The following is a 20,648-nucleotide window of genomic DNA, read 5'->3' on the forward strand; positions in this document are numbered from 1 at the left end:
CTGTGACGAGAGGTGATGGCTGCCATGACGACTGCGGGTATCGCTGCGCGATGGGAGTGCTGATGGAGCGTAACAGCGCAATGGAAGGTAAAACGGCCCGCTGGCCGAACCGCATCTGGGTGGTCCGCCATGGGCAAAGCGCCGGCAACGTGGCGCGTGACCACGCCGAAGCCCACGGAATCAGCCTGATCGAGCTGGAGCACCGCGACGCGGACGTGCCGCTGTCGACACTGGGCGAGCGCCAATCGCGGGCCCTTGCAGAATGGACGCGTGCACAGCCAGAGGCCGACCGTCCCCAGGTCGTGCTGGTGTCCCCTTACGTGCGGGCACGGCAGACCGCGGAGGCGGTGATGTCCAGGCTCGGGCATGCCAGCAGCGCGCTGATCGTGGACGAGCGTCTGCGCGAGAAAGAATTCGGCGTGCTGGACCGTTACACCAGCTCGGGAATCCTGGCCACCTTCCCCGAGCTGGCCGAGCAGCGGAAGCTGGTCGGCAAGTTCTATTTCAGACCGCCCGGTGGTGAGAGCTGGTGTGACGTCATCCTGCGCCTGCGCGGCGTGGTGGCGGACCTGCAGAACAGCCATGCAGGGGCCAACGTCATGGTGGTTGGCCATCAGGTCATCGTCAATTGCATGCGGTATCTGCTTGAGGGGCTGGACGAGCGCACCGTCCTGGACATCGACCGCCAAGCCGATGTTCCCAATTGTGGTGTCACCGAATATCAGAGCTCGATCGAGGCGGGAAACCTGGAGTTGGTGCGGACGAACTTCGTCCCGCCTGAGCTGCCCGCCGACGCCCGCACCGGATCGCCGGACAAGCCGGCGGGGGCCCGCTGACATGAACACCGGTGACCTCCGCTGCCTGGACGCTGACGCGCTTCGCACGATGCCGTTGCCAGCCCCCGGGGGCGACAAGGATGCGCGTGGGCGGGTGTGCGTGGTGGGCGGGTCGGTGCAGGTGCCTGGGGCCGCGCTGCTCTCTGCCGAGGCCGCCCTCCGCGCTGGTGCGGGCAAGCTGCAGGTCCTCACGGTCCGCAGCGCCGCCATGGCGCTCGGACTTGCCGTGCCGGAGGCTCTGGTTGTTGGCGTGCGTGAGGATTCAAAGGGCGAGCTCGCAGGCGGCGGCCCTGTGCTGCAGAGCGCCCTTGAGGCGTGTGATGCGCTGCTGATCGGGCCGGGAATGCGGTCCACACCCTGTCTTGAGCGGCTGAAAGCCAAGGCATCGCAGACGGCAGCGACGGTCATCCTGGATGCCGGCGCGCTGCATGGGGCGCTGCGTGCCCCGGAGGGCCGCCCCTTCATCCTCACCCCGCATGCCGGTGAAATGGCAAGCATGTGCGGCAGATCGAAGGAAGACGTACAGCAGGCACACCTTGAACATGCGCGTGAGATGGCCCGAGCCACCAACAGTGTGATGGTTGCGAAGGCCCCGCGAACGTACATCGTCGGGCCTGACGGGGCGGCGTGGCAGCACGAGGGGGGGGGTCCGGGCCTGGGCACATCCGGCTCCGGCGATGCCCTCGCCGGCCTGATTGCAGGATTCGCTGCGCGCGGAGCCACTGCGCTGGAAGCCGCGCTGTGGGGTGTATGGGTCCACGGTGAGGCGGGCCGACTACTGGCTCAATCCGTTGGGCCGTTGGGTTATCTCGCCCGGCAGATAAGTGCGCAAGTGCCGTCCATCCTGCAGCGCTTCCCCTGGCGCTGAACTGCGCGCTGGGCGCGAGAGCGCCCGTCATCAGGACTGCGGCTGCCTCGGTATCCTACTGCGGACGCCCGGCGGACTCGGTGCGCGGCGCGGAGGCCCCGCCCGCCAGCTGTTCGGCCAGCCCACGGTAGATCGGCACATGGCAGACCAGCGCCGACACGCCGCGCGCCAGCAGCACCGTCGCCAGGATCGGCAGCAGCATGCCATTGGTGTCGGTGAGCTCCAGGGAGATGACCGCCGAGGTAAGCGGCGCCTGGGTAACCCCGGTCAGATAAGCGCACATGCCCAGCACCACGAAGGCGCTGGGATCGACCGATGGCATCAGCACCGACAGGTTGTGCCCGAGTCCTGCACCCACTGCCAGCGCCGGGGAAAACAGCCCGCCCGGAATGCCGGCCACATAAGACGCCAGATTGGCGAGCAGCTTCATCAGGCCGAACTCGTGGCCGACGCCCGCGTGGCCCTGCACCAGCCCGCGCGCCTGCTCGTAACCGGTGCCGAAGGCACCGTTGCCGAAGCCTGCGGCAAGCCCGACCACCACCAGCCCACAGGCCGCGGCGAGCAGTACCGGGTGCTCGCGGCGCAGCCGGCCCAGCCAGCGTGGCCTGCCGGAGACGCTCAGCAGCACCATCTTCGCGAAGAGCCCGCCAAGCAGCCCGGCGACGGCACCGCACAGCAGGATGGCCACCCACGCCTGCCCCAACGGCAGGGCTGTCGACACGTGCCCGAAGTAAACATAGTTGCCGAGCAGGCCAAGTGAGATTACCCCGCCCACGATCACCGCCGTCAGCAAGGTGCCCGAAAAGCGATGTTCGAAACGCCCGCTCAACTCCTCTATGGCGAACACGATGCCGGCCAATGGGGTATTGAAAGCGGCTGCGATGCCAGCCGCGCCGCCGGCGAGCAGGAAGTGGGAGAGTTCGCGCGGATCGCGGAACCCGAACCAGCGCCCAAAGCTGTACATCAGGCTCGCGCCCACATGCACGGTCGGTCCCTCGCGCCCCACCGAGGCGCCGCCCAACAAGGACAAACTGGTCAGCAGCAGTTTCCCGGCCGATACCCGCAACGACAGGTTTTCGCTGCGGAACGTGGCGTCATCCGGTTTTTCCAGCGCAGCGATGACCTGCGGAATGCCACTGCCGCGGGTGGGACGCAGCACGCCACCGGTCAGCCAGGCCAGCAGCGCGAAGATACCGGGAGTAAGCAGCAGCGCCCACCACAGAGAGTGCGCAATGATGCGCTGGAACAGCGCGAAGGCGGCATCGCTGGCCTTGGCGAACACGATGGCGACCAGGGCCACCGCGACTGCACCGCCCCACAGGGCAATGCGCCGTTTCCAGCCTTGGCTGGACAGGGCGGACCGCAGTGGGCCGCGCAGGGGATCGGGAGAGGACATGGGGGGTATTGTCCTCCTGGCTCGGGCCAGGCGGAAGGCCGGTGGGCATCGATACACGCAACGCAGGGACGCAGGCCTGATCGGGCAAAGCCGAAGCAAGCGCTTTGCACAGCACGGCACGACGGCCAGCGGCCGCCACTCCCGATAACCCGCCAGCTGGCCTATTTGATCTTCAGTTCCGGCAACAACGGATCGACATCCACCAGTTCGAGGGAGGTCACCATGTGCAGGGTTCCCTCCTTGTATTTGATGAAATGGGGGCTCTTGATGTGTTGCTCATAGGCTTTGCGGCTCGCGTAGATCTCCAGGATCGTCAAACGGGTCGGATCCTCTTTCTCGAACACCGCGTACAACGCGCGTACGCCGGGTTCGCGCTCCATCGAGTCACGCACCTCTTCAGCCAGTGCGGCGCGATACGCAGGCAGGTGCGCGGGATCCACGCTGATCTTCGACAGCCGGGTCATCTGCACGTTCTCTGCCTGCGCGCTGAAGCACAGCGCACTCAGGCCAACCAGCAGGGCGATCATCTTCGTGGTCATACGTGCCGCCTTTGCGCGTCCATCCTGCCACCTCATTTCGTTCGCCGGGCTTCAAGGGTACGCTGAAGCGCTGCATCTGCGCGCTGCGCGGCCTCCGGGTCAACCTGCTGCTCAAGCACGGTAACCAGCATGCCCAACGCATCGGCATCCAGCCCGATGTTCATGCTGATGCCCATGTGCGACTGCAGCTGCGACTCGACGCCGGTCAATGCCGACAGCATGCTTACCGTCGCCACTTCACGGGTTTTCCAGTCCAGGTTGTCGCGCTCGAAAATGTCACCAAACAGATGCGTGCGCAGGTATGCATTGGCCTGCGGGGCGAAATCGAACAGGGGTCCGGCAACCGGGCCACCGGCGAGCGTGGTCTGGTTGGCGGTGCCCGCCGCCAGCAGTGCCTCGCCCGAGGGAACCGGTTTGCTGGGCTCACGGCCCGGATCATCGGTAATGCCTCGCTGCCGGCGCGCCTCTACCCGCTTCATCAACTCGCCCAGAGCATTGAGGCTGCGCGGAAAGCCGGCATACGCGTAGACCTGCACCAGGATTTCGCGCGCTTCGGCCACGCTGAGCCCGGCATCCAGGCCCGCCTCCAGCGCCGGGCCAAGCCGCTCGATGTCGCCAGCGGCGGCAAACGCGCTGATCGGGATGATCGCCTGCTGCTGGGGGCTCAGATCAACAACGTCTGATCGGGTGGATCCAGGGGTCATGCTGTTCTCCTCGTTTGCATACAGGTACCCGATTGGCAGGCAGGCAAACATCACTACGGCCATGGCCCATCGTTTCATCCCGCCTCCCCTGCCGCCATGGCCGGCGTGTGAGTCGGTCGCGGCTCGGCAGAGGTCATCCAGGCCAGCAACGCACCGGACAGCAACAGCGCCGCACTGGCCGCGAACATGCTGGTGAAGCCGAAGCTGTCCAGCAGTAGGCCGCCCACGGTGGAGCCCACGGCGATGGCACACTGCACGACGGCCACCATCAGGCCACCGCCGGCTTCAGCTTCGTCGGTGAAGGTCTGCGCGATCCAACTCCACCAGCCCACTGGCGCGGCGGTGGCGAACAGGCCCCACAGCGACAACAGCGCCGCGGTCGGCCAGAGCTGGGGACCCAGGGGAACCAACGCCACGGCGATCGCCGCCATCAACACGGGAATCGTCACCAGGGTCGAATACAGGCCGCGCCTTAGCACCGCGCCGATAACGATGGTCCCGATGAGGCCGCTCACGCCGATCGCCAGCAGCACCAGCGGCACTGCCGAAGACCCCGCACCGGTGACGCGTTCAAGGAAGGGGCGCACGTAGGTGAACAACGCAAACTGGCCCATGAAGAATGCACCACACGCCGCCATGCCCAGCAGCACCACGCGCCGCCTGAGCAGCGACAGCACGTTGCCCTGTGCGCTGGCGCGCAGCGCCGGCATGCTGGGCAGGCTGATCCACTGCCACGCCAGTGCGATCGCCGCTACCGGCAGCAGGCAAAGGAAGGCGCCACGCCAGCCGATCACCCCGCCCAGGTAGCTGCCCAGCGGGGCGGCAATCACCGTGGCTAGCGCATTGCCGCCGTTGAAGATCGCCAACGCACGGGGCACCTGCGCCGCCGGTACCAGGCGCATGGCGGTGGCCGCCGACATCGACCAGAATCCGCCGATCACCACCCCGATCATGGCCCGGCCGACCATATAAAGCGTGTAGCTCGGCGCCAGCGCCACCACCAGCCCGGAGATTCCCATCAGGACGGTGAGGGTCAGCAGCACGGTCTTGCGGTTGATGGCGGCGGCCAATCGTGAAATCGACAGACTGGTCAACACCGCGAACGCGCCGGAGATGGCGATGCCATACCCGGCCAATCCCTCGCTGACGCGCAGGTCGGCGGCCATCGGCGTAAGCAGGCTGACCGGCATGAACTCCGAAGCGATCAGCGCGAACACGCACAGGGTCATGGCGAATACGCCGCCCCAATGGGCCTGTGTGGTGCCTGCGTGCGCGTCGGTATCTGTAATCTTGGGGGCACTCATTCCAGCGCTGCCAGATGCTGCTGGAAGAACCTGCCCAGCTTGTCGAAAGGAATCAGATCGGTGCGGTCATACAGGTCCACGTGGCCCGCGCCGGGGACCACGAACAGCTCCTTCGGCTGGCCGGCCAGGCGATACGCCGCTTCGCTGAACTCGCGCGAATGCGCCTCGCTGCCGGTGATGAACAGCAGGGGCCTGGGCGAGATCGTTTCGATATCGTTGAACGGGTAGAAGTTCATGAAGCGGACCTCGCTGGTCAGCATCCGGTTCTGGGTCTGTTGCAGCGTGTAGCCTGCCGGAACCGCGGCCCCGCGCGGGGTACGGTAGAACGCCCAGAACTCGCGGGTGACCGGGTCTGCATCGGCGGGCAGCGTGACCGGCAGGTAGTCGAGGAAGATGCCCTTGCCATGTTCAAACTCGGCGTAGCGCTGTTGGGCGGCCTGTTCCAGCATCGCCCGGCGCTGCTCGCGGCTAAGGGATTTGTTGAGACCCTGGCGGGTCACCGCGCCCATGTCGTACATGCTGACGGTGGCTACGGCTTTCAGGCGCGGGTCCAGTTTGGCCGCTGCAATGGAGAAGCTGCCGCTGCCGCAGATACCGAGCACGCCGATGCGGTCGCGCTCGATGAAGTCGCGCGTGCCCAGGTAATCCACCGAGGCGCTGAAGGCTGCGACATAGAGTTCCGGGGCGACCAAGTTGCGCGGCTCGCCATCGCTTTCACCCCAGAACGGCAGGTCGATGGCCAAGGTGACAAAGCCCTGCTCGGCCAGCTTCTGCGCGTACAACTGCGCGCTTTGTTCCTTCACCGCGCCCATCGGGTGGCCGACGATGATGGCCGGCGCGCGGCTGCCACGGTCCAGGCCCTGCGGGCGGTACAGCGTGCCCACGACGTTCATCTGGTATTGGTTGCGGAAGCTGACGCGCTCGCCGGAAACGGTGGGACTTCCATAGAAATTGTCGGCGCCTGCGGGTGCAGCCGCTGCGGGCGCATCGGCCGCCAGCGCGGTGTGCGGAACCAGGTAACTGGCGACCAGTGCCAGCAGCAGCGTGGTGGTTTTCATGCGGGGAAGGCCTTGGCAGGAAGATGCAGGACGCCACGATAGGCCCGGTGTCCACTTGTGATAATCCAGCCAAAGGTTGATGCATTGCTGAGCTGGGCTCACAATTGCCCCATGAGCACCGTAAAGACCAACGACCTCCAGGCGTTCCTGGTCGTCGCGCAGGAACAGAGCTTCACCAAGGCCGCCGTGCGCCTTGGGGTAACCCCGTCCGCGCTGAGCCATTCCATGCGGCTGCTGGAAGAGCGGCTGGGCATTCGGCTGCTGGCACGGACCACCCGGAATGTTTCACCGACCCAGGCCGGCGAGCGGCTGATGCACTCCATCGCCCCGCACTTCGAGGCCATCGGTGCCAGCATCGACGCGTTGGGTGACCTGCGCGACCGGCCTGCCGGTACGTTGCGGATCTCGTGCACCGATGACTCCATGGAAACCATCATCCGCCCGCGGCTGGCCGGCTTCGTGGAGCAGTATCCGGACATCACGCTGGAGCTGTACGTGGACTACGGCTTCACCAACGTAGTGGAACAGCGTTTCGACGCCGGCATCCGTTTGGGCGAGGCGCTGAGCAAGGACATGATCGCGGTGCGGGTCGGGCCTGACTGGCGACTGGTGGTGGTGGCCTCGCCTGCTTATTTCCAGGCCCACCCAAAGCCGAAGAAGCCCGCCGACATCACCCGGCACCGCTGCGTGAACATCCGTCACCGCCCGAACGGCATGATCTACGCGTGGGAGTTCGAGGAGAAAGGCAAGGAGTTCAGCGTGCGCGGTGATGGGCCCTTGGTGTTCAACAGCATGACCCACGTGATCAATGCGGCCCTCGATGGCCTGGGCCTGGCCTATGTGCCGGAGCCCCTGGTGGTCGACCACATCGCTGAAGGACGACTCATCGCGGTGCTGGACAAATGGTGCGTGCCGTTCCCCGGCTATCACCTCTATTACCCCAATCGACGGCAGCCCTCGCCGGCATTCTCGGCACTGGTCGCCTGGCTGAGGCAGGATGTCCCCCCGACCCCGCGCATCTGACGTACGGAACGGCGATCACGGCCGACATCGGAACCCCCGAACGGAAAGCCGGTAGCGCCGAGCCATGCTCGGCGAGCGCGAAGCGCGGCCTGCATCCGGTATCGTACCCCCGCAACGGAAAGCCGCCGAGCATGGCTCGGCGCTAGCAGATCGTGGAGCGCGGCCTGCATCCGGTATCGTACCCCCGAACGGAAAGCCGGTAGCGCCGAGCCATGCTCGGCGAGCGCGAAGCGCGGCCTGCATCAGGCATCGCACCCCCGAACGGAAAGCCGCCGAGCATGGCTCGGCGCTACCAGAGCGCAGAGCGCGGCCGGTGTCAGCCCACCGGTGCCAGCGTGTCCTGTGCCGGCGAACGCGAGGCCACCAGGTACCGGCAGTACTTGCCGATGAAGATGCCGGTGAACCCACCGGACAGCAGCAGGTGGGCCGTGCGGAAACCGCCGTCGGCGGCCAACGCCGGCGACATGGCCAGAGCCGATTCAAACCCGTACTTCACCACGAAGGTAAGCAGCAGCAGCGGCAGCAGGCTGTAGTCGGCACCGCGCCACAGCTTCCCGGTGGACGACTCCACCCGCAGTTTCAAGCGGCGCAGCAGGATCCAGCCGACGCCCGCGCCGGCGGCATTACCCACCACCCACAACGCCCACGCTTCCCACGATGCGGGATACCGCGCGTTGATCGACCACACCCCCCACACCGTGAACAGCGCCGGCACGATCGCCAGTTTCGACAGCGAGGTTTCCCCCGGCTTCATCGCGTTGATGCCGCGGGTGACCAGGAAAGCCAGAAGCACCCAGACCCAGATCGGGGTATGCGAAACGAGGAGCTGCAGCATCTGCACGGGACGTCCTTGAAGTGATGGAATGCCGGCGCAGACTGCACCACGCGACGGTGTGGCAATCATGGCTGGAAACCTGCCCATATCAAGTGACACCTGTCACCCGCCGGCAGAGGTGCGCATCGGTAGCGCCGAACCATGTTCGGCGAGCGCGGCGCGCAGCCTGCATCCGGCGATGAAGGTTGCTGGATGGATCAGATCCAGCCCTGGTCCAGCAGTTCGCGTTTGATATACGCATAGAACACCGGCGCTGCAACGAGCCCGGCCAGCCCGAACGCGGCTTCCATCAGCAGCATCGCCAACAGCAGTTCCCACGCGCGGGCGCGGATTTCACCGCCCACGATGCGCGCGTTGAGGAAGTACTCCAGTTTGTGGATGACGATCAGGTACAGCAGTGCCCCCATCGCAACGTAGAACGACACGGACAGCGCCACGATGGTGATGATCGTGTTGGAGATGACATTGCCCACCACCGGCAGCAGACCGGCCACGAAGGTGATCAGCACCAGGGTCTTGGCCAACGGAAGCTGGACCCCGAACAAGGGCAGCACCACCAGCAGGTAGATGCCGGTGAACAGGGTGTTCAATAGGGAGATCTTGACCTGAGCGAACACCACCTGGCGGAACGAGGTGGCCAGCCGGCTGGTCCGGCCGACCAGTTCCTGGGCAAGCGGGCCCATGCGCGGCAGCGGCATTTCGTCGTAAAGCGCGACCATCGCGCCCAGCACCATGCCGATCAATACCCGAACGCCGACCTGCACCACGGAGGTGCCCGCCACGCCCAGTTGGCGCTGGTGTTCGGCCGCCCATTCGTTGAGCGCGGAGCGCAGCGCGTCCATGTCTTCCGGGATGTAGGCACGCAGCAGCGCCGGCACCTGGTGGCGCGAACTGTTGAGGATGTCCATCAGGTGCGCAAGCAGCGCGTCCGGTCCCCCTGTCTGGTTGCGGAAGACGGCGGCCAGGCCGACGCCGGCCAGGCTCAATGCGCCGATGATCAGCACCGCAAGCACGATCACCGAGAACGCCCTGGCGCGACCGGGAGGCAGCTTGCCTTCCACCAGTCCGGCCAGCAGATGGGTCAGGTGAAAGACCAGCAGACCCGACAACAGTGTCACCACCAGCCCCAGCCGCAGGGCCAGCCACATGCCAAGCAGCATCAGCAACCACGCGGCCACGCGGAATGCCGGGGGGCGCGACGCGGGCGCCGTGCGTTCGTGCATGACAACAGACATTGCGTGTCGATCCTGGAGCGAAACCTGGGGCCATCATACGGGCCAGCCGGCTGCGCCATAAGGTGGCGGCTTTGCCCCTTGAGCATTCGTGGTGCATTTCTAGACTTGATCGAACAAGACGGTGTCCGGCATCCGTCACGTATGGGTCAAGCCGATTCCAAGGAGGATGTATGGGCAATGCAGTGCGGATTTCCGAACCGTTCCCTGGCGCACCATCGCACCGGCCTGGCGATGTCAGCATCCTGGCCGGCAATTCCCGGGTTTCGCTCAACGGTGAGGGCGTGATCGAGGTCCAGGCCCAGTTGCGCGCCTTCGAGGCCGCGCTTGGCCTGGCGCGCCGCCATCGCGAGAGTGGACTGCCGATGCCGCGTCTGTCGGTGGCGTTCGATCATCGCGGCATCTTTCGTACGCAGTTCCTTGATGACGGACTCAGCAATTCGCAGAAGCGGCGCCCCCGTTTGAGCCACCTGCACCCGGCCATCCGCGAGGTCTTCCAGCCTGCTGCCGCGCTTCATCAGATAGCGCTCGGCGACATCCACGCCATCCATGAGGATTCCGCCCGCCAGCATCTCTCGCATACCCTGGCCCTGGGCGGCGTACCCGAACGACTGGTCCGCAGCATGGTGGCCGGCGTCGCATCTCCGCCGAGCGGCGAAGAACCGCAGGTGCCCACGCAGCGGTTGACCTGCGCCGCCATCACCACGGAGTACTTTTCCCGGGCGGCCGGCGATGCAGCATCCGGCACGACGTTGCTGGAGGTCTTCTTCGAAGAGAGCGCATGGTCGGAACGGCTCGCTTACGGGCGCGGGCTGCAGCTCAGCCACCTGCTGGGCAGCACCTCCACGATCAGGCTGAACCTGGTCAGTGACTGCGGCGCGGTAAGCCAGGGCGCGTGCATCGCGCCGAAGTTCGCAGTCGCTGCCGCACAAGCGTCTGCCACCCCGGTGCCGGGGATGCCCGATGCATGACGTGCAGCGTCCGATCTACCTGGACAACAACGCCACCACGGCACTGGATCCCGACGTGCTGCAGGCCATGATGCCGTACCTGACCCGCTGCCATGGCAACGCCGCCAGCCGAAGCCATGCCTTCGGCTGGGACGCGAGCCGTGCCGTGGACACCGCCAGGGCGGCAATCGCCACGGCGATCAATGCGGCCCGGCCTGCGGATATCATTTTCACGTCCGGAGCGACCGAATCGGTCAACCTGGCCCTGGCCGGTCTGCGTGCGCTGCAGGGCGCGTCCGGGGGCCATGTCATCACCTCGATGATCGAACACAAGGCGGTGCTGGACAGCTGTGCCCGTCTCGGCGACAACGGCGTGTCGGTGACCTGCCTGCCGCCCGGCACCGATGGCATCGTTTCGCCGCAGCACATTGAACGTGCGATCCGTGACGACACGCGGCTGGTGTCGATCATGGCCGCCAACAACGAGACCGGCACGCTGCAGTCGTTGGAAGAAATCGGCGCCCTTTGCCGGGAACGCGCGATTCCCTTCCACACCGATGCCACCCAGGCGTTCGGCAAGGTCGCACTCGATGTCAGGCGCATGAACATCAGCATGGCCTCCTTCTCCGCGCACAAGATCCACGGGCCGAAGGGCATCGGCGCGCTGTATGTGGATTCCGCGAACCCGGGCCTGGCGCTCTCACCGCTGATCGTGGGCGGCGGGCACGAGCGCGGCCTGCGTTCGGGGACGCTCAACGTGCCCGGCATCGTCGGATTCGGCCGCGCGGCGGAACTGGCTCTGCAGACCCTGGAGTCTGAATCGTGGAGGGTGCGCGGGCTCAAGGATGCGCTTCGCCGCTATCTTGTTGCCAATGTGCCCGGCATGGAGATCAACGGCCACCTGACGGCGTGTCTGCCCGGCACACTCAACGTTTCCTTCGCCGGCGTGGATGCCTCCTCGCTGCTGCTCGAACTACCCGATATCGCGCTGTCTTCGGGCTCTGCGTGCACATCGGCGCAGCAGTCGCCATCGCACGTCCTGCTTGCCTTGGGTGCCAGCGAGGCGCGCATCCAGTCCAGCGTGCGTATAGGGATAGGTCGCTTCAACACGGAAGAGGAAGTGAGGCACGTCGGCGCACGCCTTGCCGAGGCGGTGGCAATGCTCAGGTCTATGGTGCCAGCGGCTACGCAGCCGGGGAGCTGACACATGCGCCCCCGTTCCCCGTCGCTGATCCTTTTCGGCACGCTGTTCAGCGCTGCCGGTTACGGTGCGACCTTCCTTATCGCTTCGTGGTTTCGCGCCCAGGGCGGCAGTGAGCTCGATGCAGGTACCACGCTCAGCATGGCGCTGCTGGGGACATTGCTGGGCGTGCCGTTGGTGGGCTGGTGCGCAGGTTGGGTCGATGCCGCGCGCCTGGCTGCAGTGGGCGCGCTGGCCATGGCAGCAGGCTACCTGCTGCTGGGAAGCCTGGCTGGAATCGCCCCGGCTTCCCTGCCCCGCCTGGCGGCGATGTTGATCGGCCTGGGCTGGGGCATGTTCTATCTCGGCGCGCCGCTGGCGATGTCCGAACGGCTGGACGATAGCGAGCGTGGCCCGGGCTTCACCCGCTTCAGCGCCTTCCAGATGACCGGCATCTGCGGTAGCCCGATCGTGCTTGCCGCTTTGTTGGAACAAGGCGGCCTACCGTTTGCCTCGGCGTTTCTTTGGGTCGGTATCGTCGGCCTCCTGGCAGCGTGCCTGCTGGCGTCATTCGGCATCCGCGAACCGCGACCGCCGCAGCGCAAAGCGCTGCGTCCATGGGCGCGGAAAGCCACCGGGCTGGCCGGCTCCGTGGCGATCCGGCCCATCCTGATGGCCGGGCTGGGCGGGGCGGTGTTCTCCGGCATGATGGCTTTCCAGGGCTCGCTGACCGATGGCAGCGCGGCCAGTGCCAGCGCGTTCTTTGCGCTGCACGCAGGCACCGCGGTGGCACTGCGGCTGCTGCTGGTGCGCCACCTTTCGCGCTGGCCGCGCAGGCCGGTGATCATCTGCCTGCTGGGCTGCCTTGTCGCCGGACTGGTGTGCCTGCATGGCAGCGCCGTGCATCCTGCATTCCATGCTGCCGCCGCCATCCTGACCGGCGCCGGTTACGGGCTGCTGTACCCGGTCATCCAGACCTGGGCGGTCAATGCATCGGCACTGGAAGACCGCCACGCGGCGCTGACCTGGTTCGTGGTCGCCTACTTCATCGGGATATTCGGGTTCCCTGCGCTCGGTGGATGGCTGCTGGTGGTCGCTGGCAAGTCCACTTTCATCTGGGCACTGGCCGCGCTGGCGATGCTGGAACTGGCCGTAGCGACGGTGGACCGGGCCGGCCGACTGGACTGACAGCGGCAACGCAAGCTTCAGAAGAACGATAATTGCACCAAGTCGCGACAGTGAACGCCTGCAATGAGGGCTTCATGCAGAGCGCGGACGCGATCCACCCACACGATATCGGCCCGGATTTCTCGCGCGCTTAGAATGTTCCGACCCGCACCACCCGCTCCACTTCATCCAGCCACAAAAGCCGTACCTGCGCATCCCCGCAATCCAGTCGGAGCAGCCCGTTGGTGCCTTCATTGCCGTCTTCATCGAGGAACTGCTGGATGTTCGGTGGCTCCGGCACGGTGCCGGTGACGACCTCGCCCGATATGAGATGCAGCTCGGCCACCATTTCTGCATCGAACTGTGACTGCAGCTGTTTGAAGCGCTCGATCTCGCGCGCATCGGTATGAACTCGGGGGGCACGTTGGGCCATCTGGCAATCTCCTTTGTTGGATGCATTCAGTCGAGAGGGGTTACTGAGAAGGCAGGCTGCGCGTGATCTGTTCACGGCGGGAATCTGCCCTCTCACCGCCGCGGGCCCACATTCCTGCGCCGTCGCACGGCCAGCACCTGTCCAGTGATCGCGGTAATCAGGATCAGCGAATTGGTCACCACGAAAACCGTGGATCCGACCAGTGCGCTATAGGCAATGAACATCACCGAGGCGGTCATCTGCCCCACGAACAGCCAGGTGGAGACTGCTTCCACGGAATCTGCCTGGTGCTGCTTGTGGATCTGCCGCGCCAGCGTGGCGATCAGCACGATCGTCGCCGCCCACCCCAGCAGGTCCACCGGTTCGAAGGTCATCGCTGTAGCGCCGTGCTCGGCAGCAACGCAGCGCCAGCGTCCAGCACTTCCCGCTCCAGTGCGCGCAGGAAACCACTGAAACCCTGCGGCGCGCGCGCCGTGCGTCGTGCGCTGGTGGCGACAGCGGGCTGCGCCAGCCAGGCAATCCTGGCCTCTACCCGCTCAAGGGCGTGCACCATGGCAACGTCTTCGCCGGTGACTACCGCACTGAACCCTCCTGCGGCCAGATACGCCGAGGCGCTGATGCCCATATTGGCGCCATGGACATGCCGGTGCCCATCGACCACTGCCTTGGCGGTGAAGGCATCGCGTACCGCCTGCGGATAGTCCAGCCAGTCGACGACCTCGACCACGCCACAGAAGGCGTCTGCACCGCAGTTGACCTGCCGGTACAGCCAGTCCGCCGGCACCACGGTATCGGCGTCGGTGCTGGCAATCCAGCGCGCCCCCAGTGACAATGCGTGCGCTGCGGCGGCCGCACGCGCGGCGCCTACGCAGCGCACTTTGACGGCCAGCGTGGTGACGCCCTGCATCAGGCAGACGGACTCGGTCGCATCGCGGCAGTCATCCAGTGCGACGACAACGAGAACCGGTTCACCGCGCAGGCCGGGATGGACGGCGGCCAACGAGATCGCCGCGAGGCAGCGCCCAATCACCAAAGCCTCGTCATGCGCCGGCACGATCACTGCGATCATCGCAATCCTTCCCATTGGGCGACGCTGGTCGGCTGCTCGCTCCAGCCCTGCAGCAGCATGTCCTCATCCTGGTAGGTGAATGCTTCGACCAGCCCCTGCGCCAGAAGGCGGTGCACATCGCGTGTCATGCTGCGTGCTTCATCAAAGGGATGACGCCAGTGGCAGGCCAGCAGGAGGCCCTGGCCGGCGAGACTTCCCCGCAATTTCGTTCCCATCTGCAGCAGATCCGCCGCGTCCAGATAGTAGCCGACCTCGCTGACCACGATCAGGTCGAAGCGTCCGTCCGGCCATTCGGCGGGATGCTGCGCATGTTGCAGCGTTACGTGGGTACAGCCGCGCGTGGAGTCAGCGGCCTCGGCCAATGCGTGCTCGTTGATGTCCGTGGCCAGCAGCTTCTCGCAGCGCGCAGCCAGTTCGGCGGTCAACACGCCATTGGAACAGCCCAGCTCCCACGCGCTGGCATAACGCTGCTTCGGCAGGCAGGCGAGCGTCAGCGCCCGCTTGCGAGCCTCGTACCAGCGGCTGCGGTACTGGAAGGGATCCGGCTGCTGGTACAGCATGTCGAAATACGCGGCGGTACTCATCCGATCAGCACCTCGAACGGGCGGTGGAAGCGCGCAGTCACATGTGCCGGCAGGATGGGCGGGCAGTCCAGGCCATCCACATCACCGGTCTGGGTAGCGAAGGCCTGCATGGCCTCGCGCTTGCGCGTCAGAAAGGGCGCGTCCATCGGGATCCGCATGGCCGTGGGCCACGGACTCAGGGGCGCCGCGGGATCAAGCCAATGCCATGCCCAGACCGGGTACTGCAGCATGCGTGCGCCTCGCGCACTGGCCGCGGTGCGTGCCGCTCGGCCGGTGGCTTCATGGTCAGGATGGGCGTCCTTGATCCACGGGGCGATCACCAGATCATTGGGCATCAGCTGAGCCGACAGGTGTGCGGCCAAGTCTGCTTCGTGGGTGGTGACACCCCCATCGGGCAGCGCGAGCGGGGTGACGTGGGTTGCGTCCAGTCCCAGCACACGCATGGCCTGCGCCAACTCGTGGCGGCGCGCGTCACGTAACCGCTCCGGCGGCCACTGCGGCTGTTCGGGGTAGCAGGCTTCGCCGTCAGTTACTGATACGACGTGCACGGCAACATCCTGCGCCAGCGCCGCCTGCATCAGCCCGCCGCAGGCCAGCACTTCGTCATCCGGGTGGGGCGAGACGACCAGCAGGCGACGCGTGCCGTCGAGCAACGTATGGGCCTGCGTGCTGGGCAGCGCAGAAAGCCAGCTGCTGCCGGCCCAATCGGCTTCCAGGTTGCCCTGCCCTTCGATCCGCTGCGGCGTCAGAGTGTCCACGGTCCCTCCTGTGCCTGCACCGCGCGTCCCAGTTCGGCCCAGTCGCGATCGGCATGGCTCTGGCGGATGAATACCGTCAAGTCACTCCAACGCCGCGCGTGATCACCGTCCAGGCACATCGGCGCCGGCCCGAGCGCGCGTGCAACGGCATCCAGGACCTGCGTGCAGGTGCGCTCCATCACGCTGCGTACGCGAAGCACGTCGGTCTGGTGCGGCTTGGACGGCATGGCGTCGATCCATGCCGCCAGTTCGCGGATCAGTGCGGCTGCCGACTGCAGCTGCATGTCGACCTGCCCCAGCAAGGAGGCGGTCTGCGCATCCCCCGCGACCCGCGGCGAGCGCTGCAGCGGTGCGGCCAAGGCGACTGCGGCGCCGTACCAGCATGCCGCGATTCCGGCGCCGCCGTGCCAGAAGCCGGGACGTGCCAGATAGGCACCGGGCTTTCCGATCGGTTCGGCCGGCACCTGGGTGAACTGGACGCTGCCACTGGGGATGCCGCTCATGCCAGTGGCATGCCAGGTCTGCGGCCGCAACCGGATGCCAGGCGCATCGGCGTGGATGCGCAGTAACTGGGATCCCTGCGGACCCTGCGCGGTGACCAGTGCGATGTCCACCAGGCCGGCGCCGGAGCACCACGGCTTGTCACCGCTCACGGTACCGGTGGCAGGGTCGAACAGCAGCGTAGCCTGCGGCCCCTCTGCCGCCCATACCGCCGCCAACGACTGCCTGCCCAACGGCGACGCATGCAGGTCGGACAGGATGACCTGAGCGTCGTAGTGAGCTTCCAGCACTTTGGCCAAGCACAGATCTCGCCCGGCGATGGCAGCCAAGGCGCGCCAGCGTTCCAGCGTGTGGCCGCGCCCGGGTGCCGGCAGGCTGGGCTGGCTTCCCAACACCTCGCGCGCGGCGGCCTCCAGCGCAGGGGCGGCGTGGTCGGTGAGTCGGTCCATGTCAGGTCGCCACGATGAAGATGTCCGGGATGCCCCGGCGGACGGAGCTGCTGCCGGCATGGGTCGCTGAACGCATCGGGAGATCCTTGGAGAAGGGGGTGACCTACTGATACCTGCCCGCCCGTGCGCCGGTGGTGACCGCCATGTGGCGGGCATGTGCAGCCCGCGGCGACGCCGCGCTCACCTGGAGGCGCGCATGTTTCCGGGCATGACCACCCGCTGCACGGAGAACTTATGACAAAGCTGCCGCTCAATCCTGGCGCCGACGTGGCCGACCAGGACAAGCCGGACACCCCCGACAAGCACCGCAATGATGATGCGCGGTGGAAGGACAAGGACATGCCGGAGTCTGAGCACACGGCCACGCCTGACGACTACGAAAAGCCCCCGAAGCCCTGAGGACACTTTATGGCCTTGATCCATTCGATATTGATGGGCGCCGTTGCCGGCATGCGCGCCATGACGCCGCTTGCAGCGGTGACCAACGCGGCGCGCACCGGCACCCTGCCTGCTGACAACGGGGCGCCTGGCCTGCTGTCCAATCCGCTGGCTTCGGCCGGCATGTTGGCGCTGGCGGGTGGCGAGCTGCTGGGCGACAAGATGAAAACCGCACCGGATCGCATTGTTCCGGCTGGCATGGTTGCACGCGTGGCGACCGGCATGATCGCCGGCGCTGCGCTTGCCCCACATCGCCAACGTGGCATCGGCGCGCTGCTGGGCGCAGGTACCGCGGTCGGCATGGCCTACCTGACCTTCAACCTGCGGATCCGCGCGATCGCACGTTACGGTCAGACCCCGACCGGTGCGGTAGAGGATGCGATCGCTGTCGGCAGTGCAGCGCTGATCACACGGTGCGCAGAGCGTAGCAGCGGCTGAGGCGTACACACGGCGCAGACACGGCGGGGCCGTGTTATTTACCGGCCCCTCGCCAGACTGCAGGCTCACTCCCCGACGGATTGCCTGCCAATGCCTGCACCCAACTATCCCAAACCCCCGTTCAAAGCCCAGCAGCAGTCCTTTCCCGGCAAGACGGACAAAATGGAGCCACGGCCAGACCACGGCGAGGAAAGCTATGTCGGGCACGGGCTGCTGAAAGGCAAGAAGGCGCTGATCACCGGCGGCGACAGTGGGATCGGCGCCGCAGTTGCCATCGCCTACGCCCGCGAAGGGGCGGACGTGGCCATCGCCTTCCTGCACGGCGAGGAGAAAGACGCCGATACCATTGCCGCACTGATCGAACAGGCGGGCCAGAAGGCGGTACTCTGCCCTTGCGACATCAGTGACGACGCACAGGCCGAAGAGCTGATCCAGCATGCCACGCGCGAGCTGGGCGGGCTGGATATCCTGGTCAACAACGCCGCCTACCAGCGCTACTACGAGTCCTTCGATGACATCACGCTGGACGACTGGCGCAAGACCTTCGACACCAATGTGCATGCGGTCTTCAACCTGACCCGGCTGGCCGTGCCGCATCTGAAGGACGGAGGCTCGGTCATCAATACCGCCTCGGTCAACTCGAAGAAGCCGACGCCGAACATCCTGCCCTACTCGGCCACCAAGGGCGCTCTCGCCAACCTCACGATCGGGCTGGCCGGCCTGCTGGCGGAGAAAGGGATCCGGGTCAATGCGGTACTGCCGGGCCCGATCTGGACGCCGTTCATCCCGGCCGGCATGGCCGCCGAGGAAGTGCAGCAGTTCGGCAGCCAGACCCCGTTCGGCCGTCCGGGGCAGCCAGCGGAGCTGGCTTCTGCGTACGTGATGCTGGCGGCCGACAGTGCCAGCTACACCTCCGGTGCACTGCTTACAATCTCCGGCGGTGCGGTCACCCTGTGATGACGCTCCCGGAGCACGGCGCGATGCGATGCGGACCGCGCCGATGGTGATGCCCGGCACGGTTTCGCATCCAAGCACCAAACGGGATGCGGACGGCTTCGTACCGATCCATGCCTATGCGGCCATCGGCGATGGGCGCTCCAGCGCGCTCATCGCGCCCGATGGCAGCATCGATTGGTGGTGCGCACCCTGCCTGGACGCGCCACCGTTGTTTGACCGCCTGCTCGATGCGCCTGCAGGCGGCCGCTTCGTACTACAGGCACGTGACGTGCACCGCGTGCAGCGGCGTTACCGGCCCGATAGCAATGTGCTGGAGACGGTGGTGCAGACCGCCTCCGGCCGGGCGCGGATCACCGAATCGCTGAACAGTGGGCCAGCCGGACGCCTGCCGTGGTCCGAACTGGCCCGGCGCATCGAAGGGGTGGACGGTGCGGTGACGTTCGACCTGCGCTACCAGCCAGGTACCTTGGCCGGTACGCGCACTCCCTGGATGAGCGATACACCCAATGGCTGCGTGCACCATGTGGGCCCGGTGATGACGATGCTGCGGTACTCCGAAGGGGTACAGATCAGCGAGTGCGACGACCGAGCCGTGTCCGGGCATCTGACGGTTGAGGCGGGCGACAAGGCGCTCATCGCCCTGCTCGCGTCACAGGACGAGGTGCTGCCGGTGCCGCCGCTGCAGGACATCGACACACGGATCGATCGCTCCGACCGCGAATGGCAGCAATGGGTCGCTGACCTGCAGTTCGAGAGCAGTCATCGCATTGATGTCATCCGCTCGGCCCTGGCATTGAAGTTCCTGTGGTTCGCGCCGACCGGGGCGATTGCCGCGGCAGTCAGCGCATCGTTGCCTGAGCGTATCGGCGGCGACAAGAACTGGGATTACCGCTATGCGTGGGTGCGCGATGCGGCGTACGTCATCAAGGCCTTCCTGCGCGTGGGCGCGATGCCCGACGCCAAGGCCGGTTTCAGCTGGCTGATGACCACCATCGGGCGCCACCAGCCGGGTCTATCGCCCTGCTATACCCTGCGCGGCGAGCGCGTGGAGGAAGAGCGCACCATCGACGTTCCGGGGTACCGCGGCAGCCAACCGGTACGGGTGGGCAACACCGCCACCGACCAGCTGCAGACCTGCACCTACGGCGATGTCATGGAAATGGCCAGCCGCATGGTGGGTGCCGGCCACGTGCTGGATCCTGCCACCGCGCAACTGCTGTTCGATCTGGCCGACGAATGTGCCGAAGGCTGGATGCGCAGGGACCACGGCTTCTGGGAACTGGAGGACCTGCAGCACTACACGATGTCGAAGGTGGAATGCTGGATGGCACTGCGTCGGGCCTGCGAGATGGCCGGACAGGGCCACCTGAGCCAGGCCTGCCTGCCACGCTGGCAGCGCGAGGCCGAGCGTATCCTGACGTGGGTGGATGAGCACTGCTGGGATGATGGGCGGCAGGCGTATGTCATGCACCCAGGTAGTGACCGCCTGGATGCGAGCCTGATGCTGGCCTGCCGGTTCGGACTGGCTGAGGTTCGCAGGGAGCGCTTCATCGCCACCCGCGAGGCCATCCGGCAGGAGCTGGCTGATCCCAGCGGTGACCTGCTGTGGCGCTACAGCGGAATGCAGGACTGCGAAGGCACCTTCATCAGTTGCGCATTCTGGATGGTGGAAGCGTATGGGCTGTTGGACGAAGCGGACGAGGCACAGCGGCTGTTCGACGTGCTGCTGCGGCGTGTGCGCAACGATGTCGGGCTGATGCCGGAAATGTGGGATCCTGCGGCCGATCAGGGGCTGGGAAACACGCCACAGGGCCTCAGCCACCTGGCCCTGGTGCACGCGGCGTTCTCCCTCGACGGCCAATGACGATGCACGCGTAGCGACGACCCGCGAACAGCCGCCGAGCATGGCTCGGCGCTACCGAATCCGGG

23 protein-coding genes are annotated in these 20,648 nt (G+C 66.3%); 10 read left to right on the forward strand and 13 right to left on the reverse strand.

Annotated features, from left to right (window positions below; translation table 11 throughout):
* Positions 1-62 precede the first annotated feature (62 nt).
* Positions 63-836 (forward strand): histidine phosphatase family protein, encoded by a 774-nt coding sequence (locus tag IFT63_RS06125; protein WP_192083544.1) that lies wholly within the window; start codon positions 63-65, stop codon positions 834-836.
* A gap of 1 nt (position 837) precedes the next feature.
* Complete coding sequence (locus IFT63_RS06130; protein WP_249404345.1) at positions 838-1,704, forward strand: NAD(P)H-hydrate dehydratase; 867 nt, start codon at positions 838-840, stop codon at positions 1,702-1,704.
* Positions 1,705-1,759: 55 nt separating this feature from the next.
* Here the strand turns inward: IFT63_RS06130 and IFT63_RS06135 are convergent, their stop codons facing one another.
* From IFT63_RS06135 to IFT63_RS06155, 5 genes are all read right to left on the reverse strand, one after another.
* Positions 1,760-3,100 (reverse strand): chloride channel protein, encoded by a 1,341-nt coding sequence (locus IFT63_RS06135; RefSeq protein ID WP_192083545.1) that lies wholly within the window; start codon positions 3,098-3,100, stop codon positions 1,760-1,762.
* A 161-nt stretch (positions 3,101-3,261) separates the two neighbouring features.
* Positions 3,262-3,639 (reverse strand): antibiotic biosynthesis monooxygenase family protein, encoded by a 378-nt coding sequence (locus IFT63_RS06140; protein ID WP_192083546.1) that lies wholly within the window; start codon positions 3,637-3,639, stop codon positions 3,262-3,264.
* A gap of 32 nt (positions 3,640-3,671) precedes the next feature.
* Positions 3,672-4,343, reverse strand: a complete 672-nt coding sequence (locus IFT63_RS06145; RefSeq protein ID WP_192083547.1) for a carboxymuconolactone decarboxylase family protein — start codon at positions 4,341-4,343, stop codon at positions 3,672-3,674.
* Positions 4,344-4,417: 74 nt separating this feature from the next.
* Entirely contained in the window at positions 4,418-5,647 is a 1,230-nt protein-coding gene (locus IFT63_RS06150) for an MFS transporter (RefSeq protein WP_192083548.1), read from the reverse strand.
* A complete protein-coding gene (locus IFT63_RS06155) occupies positions 5,644-6,705 on the reverse strand; it encodes an alpha/beta hydrolase (protein ID WP_192083549.1) in 1,062 nt (353 codons plus the stop codon). Before IFT63_RS06155 ends, IFT63_RS06150 begins: the two co-directional genes overlap by 4 nt.
* Before the next feature lie 111 nt (positions 6,706-6,816).
* Here IFT63_RS06155 and IFT63_RS06160 point away from each other — a divergent pair, with 111 nt between their 5' ends.
* On the forward strand, positions 6,817-7,728 hold the full coding sequence (locus IFT63_RS06160; protein ID WP_192083550.1) for a LysR family transcriptional regulator: 912 nt from the start codon (positions 6,817-6,819) through the stop codon (positions 7,726-7,728).
* Between the two features lie 316 nt (positions 7,729-8,044).
* Here the strand turns inward: IFT63_RS06160 and IFT63_RS06165 are convergent, their stop codons facing one another.
* Both IFT63_RS06165 and IFT63_RS06170 read right to left on the reverse strand, forming a co-directional pair.
* Positions 8,045-8,569: a DUF6622 family protein gene (locus IFT63_RS06165; protein WP_192083551.1), complete on the reverse strand. Its 525-nt coding sequence runs from the start codon at positions 8,567-8,569 to the stop codon at positions 8,045-8,047.
* 191 nt (positions 8,570-8,760) lie between these two features.
* Positions 8,761-9,786, reverse strand: coding sequence for an AI-2E family transporter (locus IFT63_RS06170; protein ID WP_249404408.1), 1,026 nt, complete (start codon positions 9,784-9,786; stop codon positions 8,761-8,763).
* Positions 9,787-10,100: 314 nt separating this feature from the next.
* Here IFT63_RS06170 and IFT63_RS06175 point away from each other — a divergent pair, with 314 nt between their 5' ends.
* The 3 genes from IFT63_RS06175 to IFT63_RS06185 are packed head-to-tail and all read left to right on the forward strand — an operon-like array spanning position 10,101 to position 13,113.
* Complete coding sequence (locus IFT63_RS06175; protein WP_197974221.1) at positions 10,101-10,766, forward strand: hypothetical protein; 666 nt, start codon at positions 10,101-10,103, stop codon at positions 10,764-10,766.
* A complete protein-coding gene (locus IFT63_RS06180; protein ID WP_192083553.1) occupies positions 10,759-11,949 on the forward strand; it encodes a cysteine desulfurase family protein in 1,191 nt (396 codons plus the stop codon). Before IFT63_RS06175 ends, IFT63_RS06180 begins: the two co-directional genes overlap by 8 nt.
* Before the next feature lie 3 nt (positions 11,950-11,952).
* The gene (locus tag IFT63_RS06185; protein WP_192083554.1) at positions 11,953-13,113 is read left to right on the forward strand and encodes an MFS transporter; all 1,161 of its coding nucleotides are present in this window, start codon (positions 11,953-11,955) and stop codon (positions 13,111-13,113) included.
* 130 nt (positions 13,114-13,243) lie between these two features.
* Here IFT63_RS06185 and IFT63_RS06190 read toward each other — a convergent pair whose 3' ends face one another.
* From IFT63_RS06190 to IFT63_RS06215, 6 genes are all read right to left on the reverse strand, one after another.
* Positions 13,244-13,525, reverse strand: coding sequence for a DUF3247 family protein (locus IFT63_RS06190; RefSeq protein WP_192083555.1), 282 nt, complete (start codon positions 13,523-13,525; stop codon positions 13,244-13,246).
* A gap of 92 nt (positions 13,526-13,617) precedes the next feature.
* Entirely contained in the window at positions 13,618-13,899 is a 282-nt protein-coding gene (locus tag IFT63_RS06195; RefSeq protein WP_192083556.1) for a PQ-loop domain-containing transporter, read from the reverse strand.
* On the reverse strand, positions 13,896-14,594 hold the full coding sequence (locus IFT63_RS06200) for a glycosyltransferase (RefSeq protein WP_192083557.1): 699 nt from the start codon (positions 14,592-14,594) through the stop codon (positions 13,896-13,898). The genes IFT63_RS06195 and IFT63_RS06200 overlap by 4 nt, the downstream gene beginning before the upstream one ends.
* Positions 14,591-15,178, reverse strand: a complete 588-nt coding sequence (locus IFT63_RS06205; protein ID WP_192083558.1) for a class I SAM-dependent methyltransferase — start codon at positions 15,176-15,178, stop codon at positions 14,591-14,593. The genes IFT63_RS06200 and IFT63_RS06205 overlap by 4 nt, the downstream gene beginning before the upstream one ends.
* The gene (locus IFT63_RS06210; RefSeq protein WP_342450468.1) at positions 15,175-15,936 is read right to left on the reverse strand and encodes a PIG-L family deacetylase; all 762 of its coding nucleotides are present in this window, start codon (positions 15,934-15,936) and stop codon (positions 15,175-15,177) included. Before IFT63_RS06210 ends, IFT63_RS06205 begins: the two co-directional genes overlap by 4 nt.
* A complete protein-coding gene (locus tag IFT63_RS06215) occupies positions 15,924-16,886 on the reverse strand; it encodes an acyl-CoA dehydrogenase family protein (protein WP_192083559.1) in 963 nt (320 codons plus the stop codon). The genes IFT63_RS06210 and IFT63_RS06215 overlap by 13 nt, the downstream gene beginning before the upstream one ends.
* Positions 16,887-17,120: 234 nt before the next feature.
* Between IFT63_RS06215 and IFT63_RS06220 the strand changes: the two genes are divergently transcribed.
* From IFT63_RS06220 to IFT63_RS06235, 4 genes are all read left to right on the forward strand, one after another.
* Complete coding sequence (locus IFT63_RS06220) at positions 17,121-17,285, forward strand: hypothetical protein (protein WP_192083560.1); 165 nt, start codon at positions 17,121-17,123, stop codon at positions 17,283-17,285.
* Positions 17,286-17,294: 9 nt separating this feature from the next.
* Positions 17,295-17,762 (forward strand): DUF4126 family protein, encoded by a 468-nt coding sequence (locus IFT63_RS06225; protein ID WP_042612915.1) that lies wholly within the window; start codon positions 17,295-17,297, stop codon positions 17,760-17,762.
* Between the two features lie 90 nt (positions 17,763-17,852).
* The gene (locus IFT63_RS06230; protein ID WP_192083561.1) at positions 17,853-18,719 is read left to right on the forward strand and encodes an SDR family oxidoreductase; all 867 of its coding nucleotides are present in this window, start codon (positions 17,853-17,855) and stop codon (positions 18,717-18,719) included.
* 28 nt (positions 18,720-18,747) lie between these two features.
* Positions 18,748-20,583 (forward strand): glycoside hydrolase family 15 protein, encoded by a 1,836-nt coding sequence (locus tag IFT63_RS06235; protein WP_249404346.1) that lies wholly within the window; start codon positions 18,748-18,750, stop codon positions 20,581-20,583.
* Positions 20,584-20,648: the final 65 nt, after the last annotated feature.

It is taken from the genome of Stenotrophomonas sp. CFBP 13724, from assembly GCF_014841975.1.
In the GTDB taxonomy this organism is placed as follows: domain Bacteria; phylum Pseudomonadota; class Gammaproteobacteria; order Xanthomonadales; family Xanthomonadaceae; genus Stenotrophomonas; species Stenotrophomonas lacuserhaii.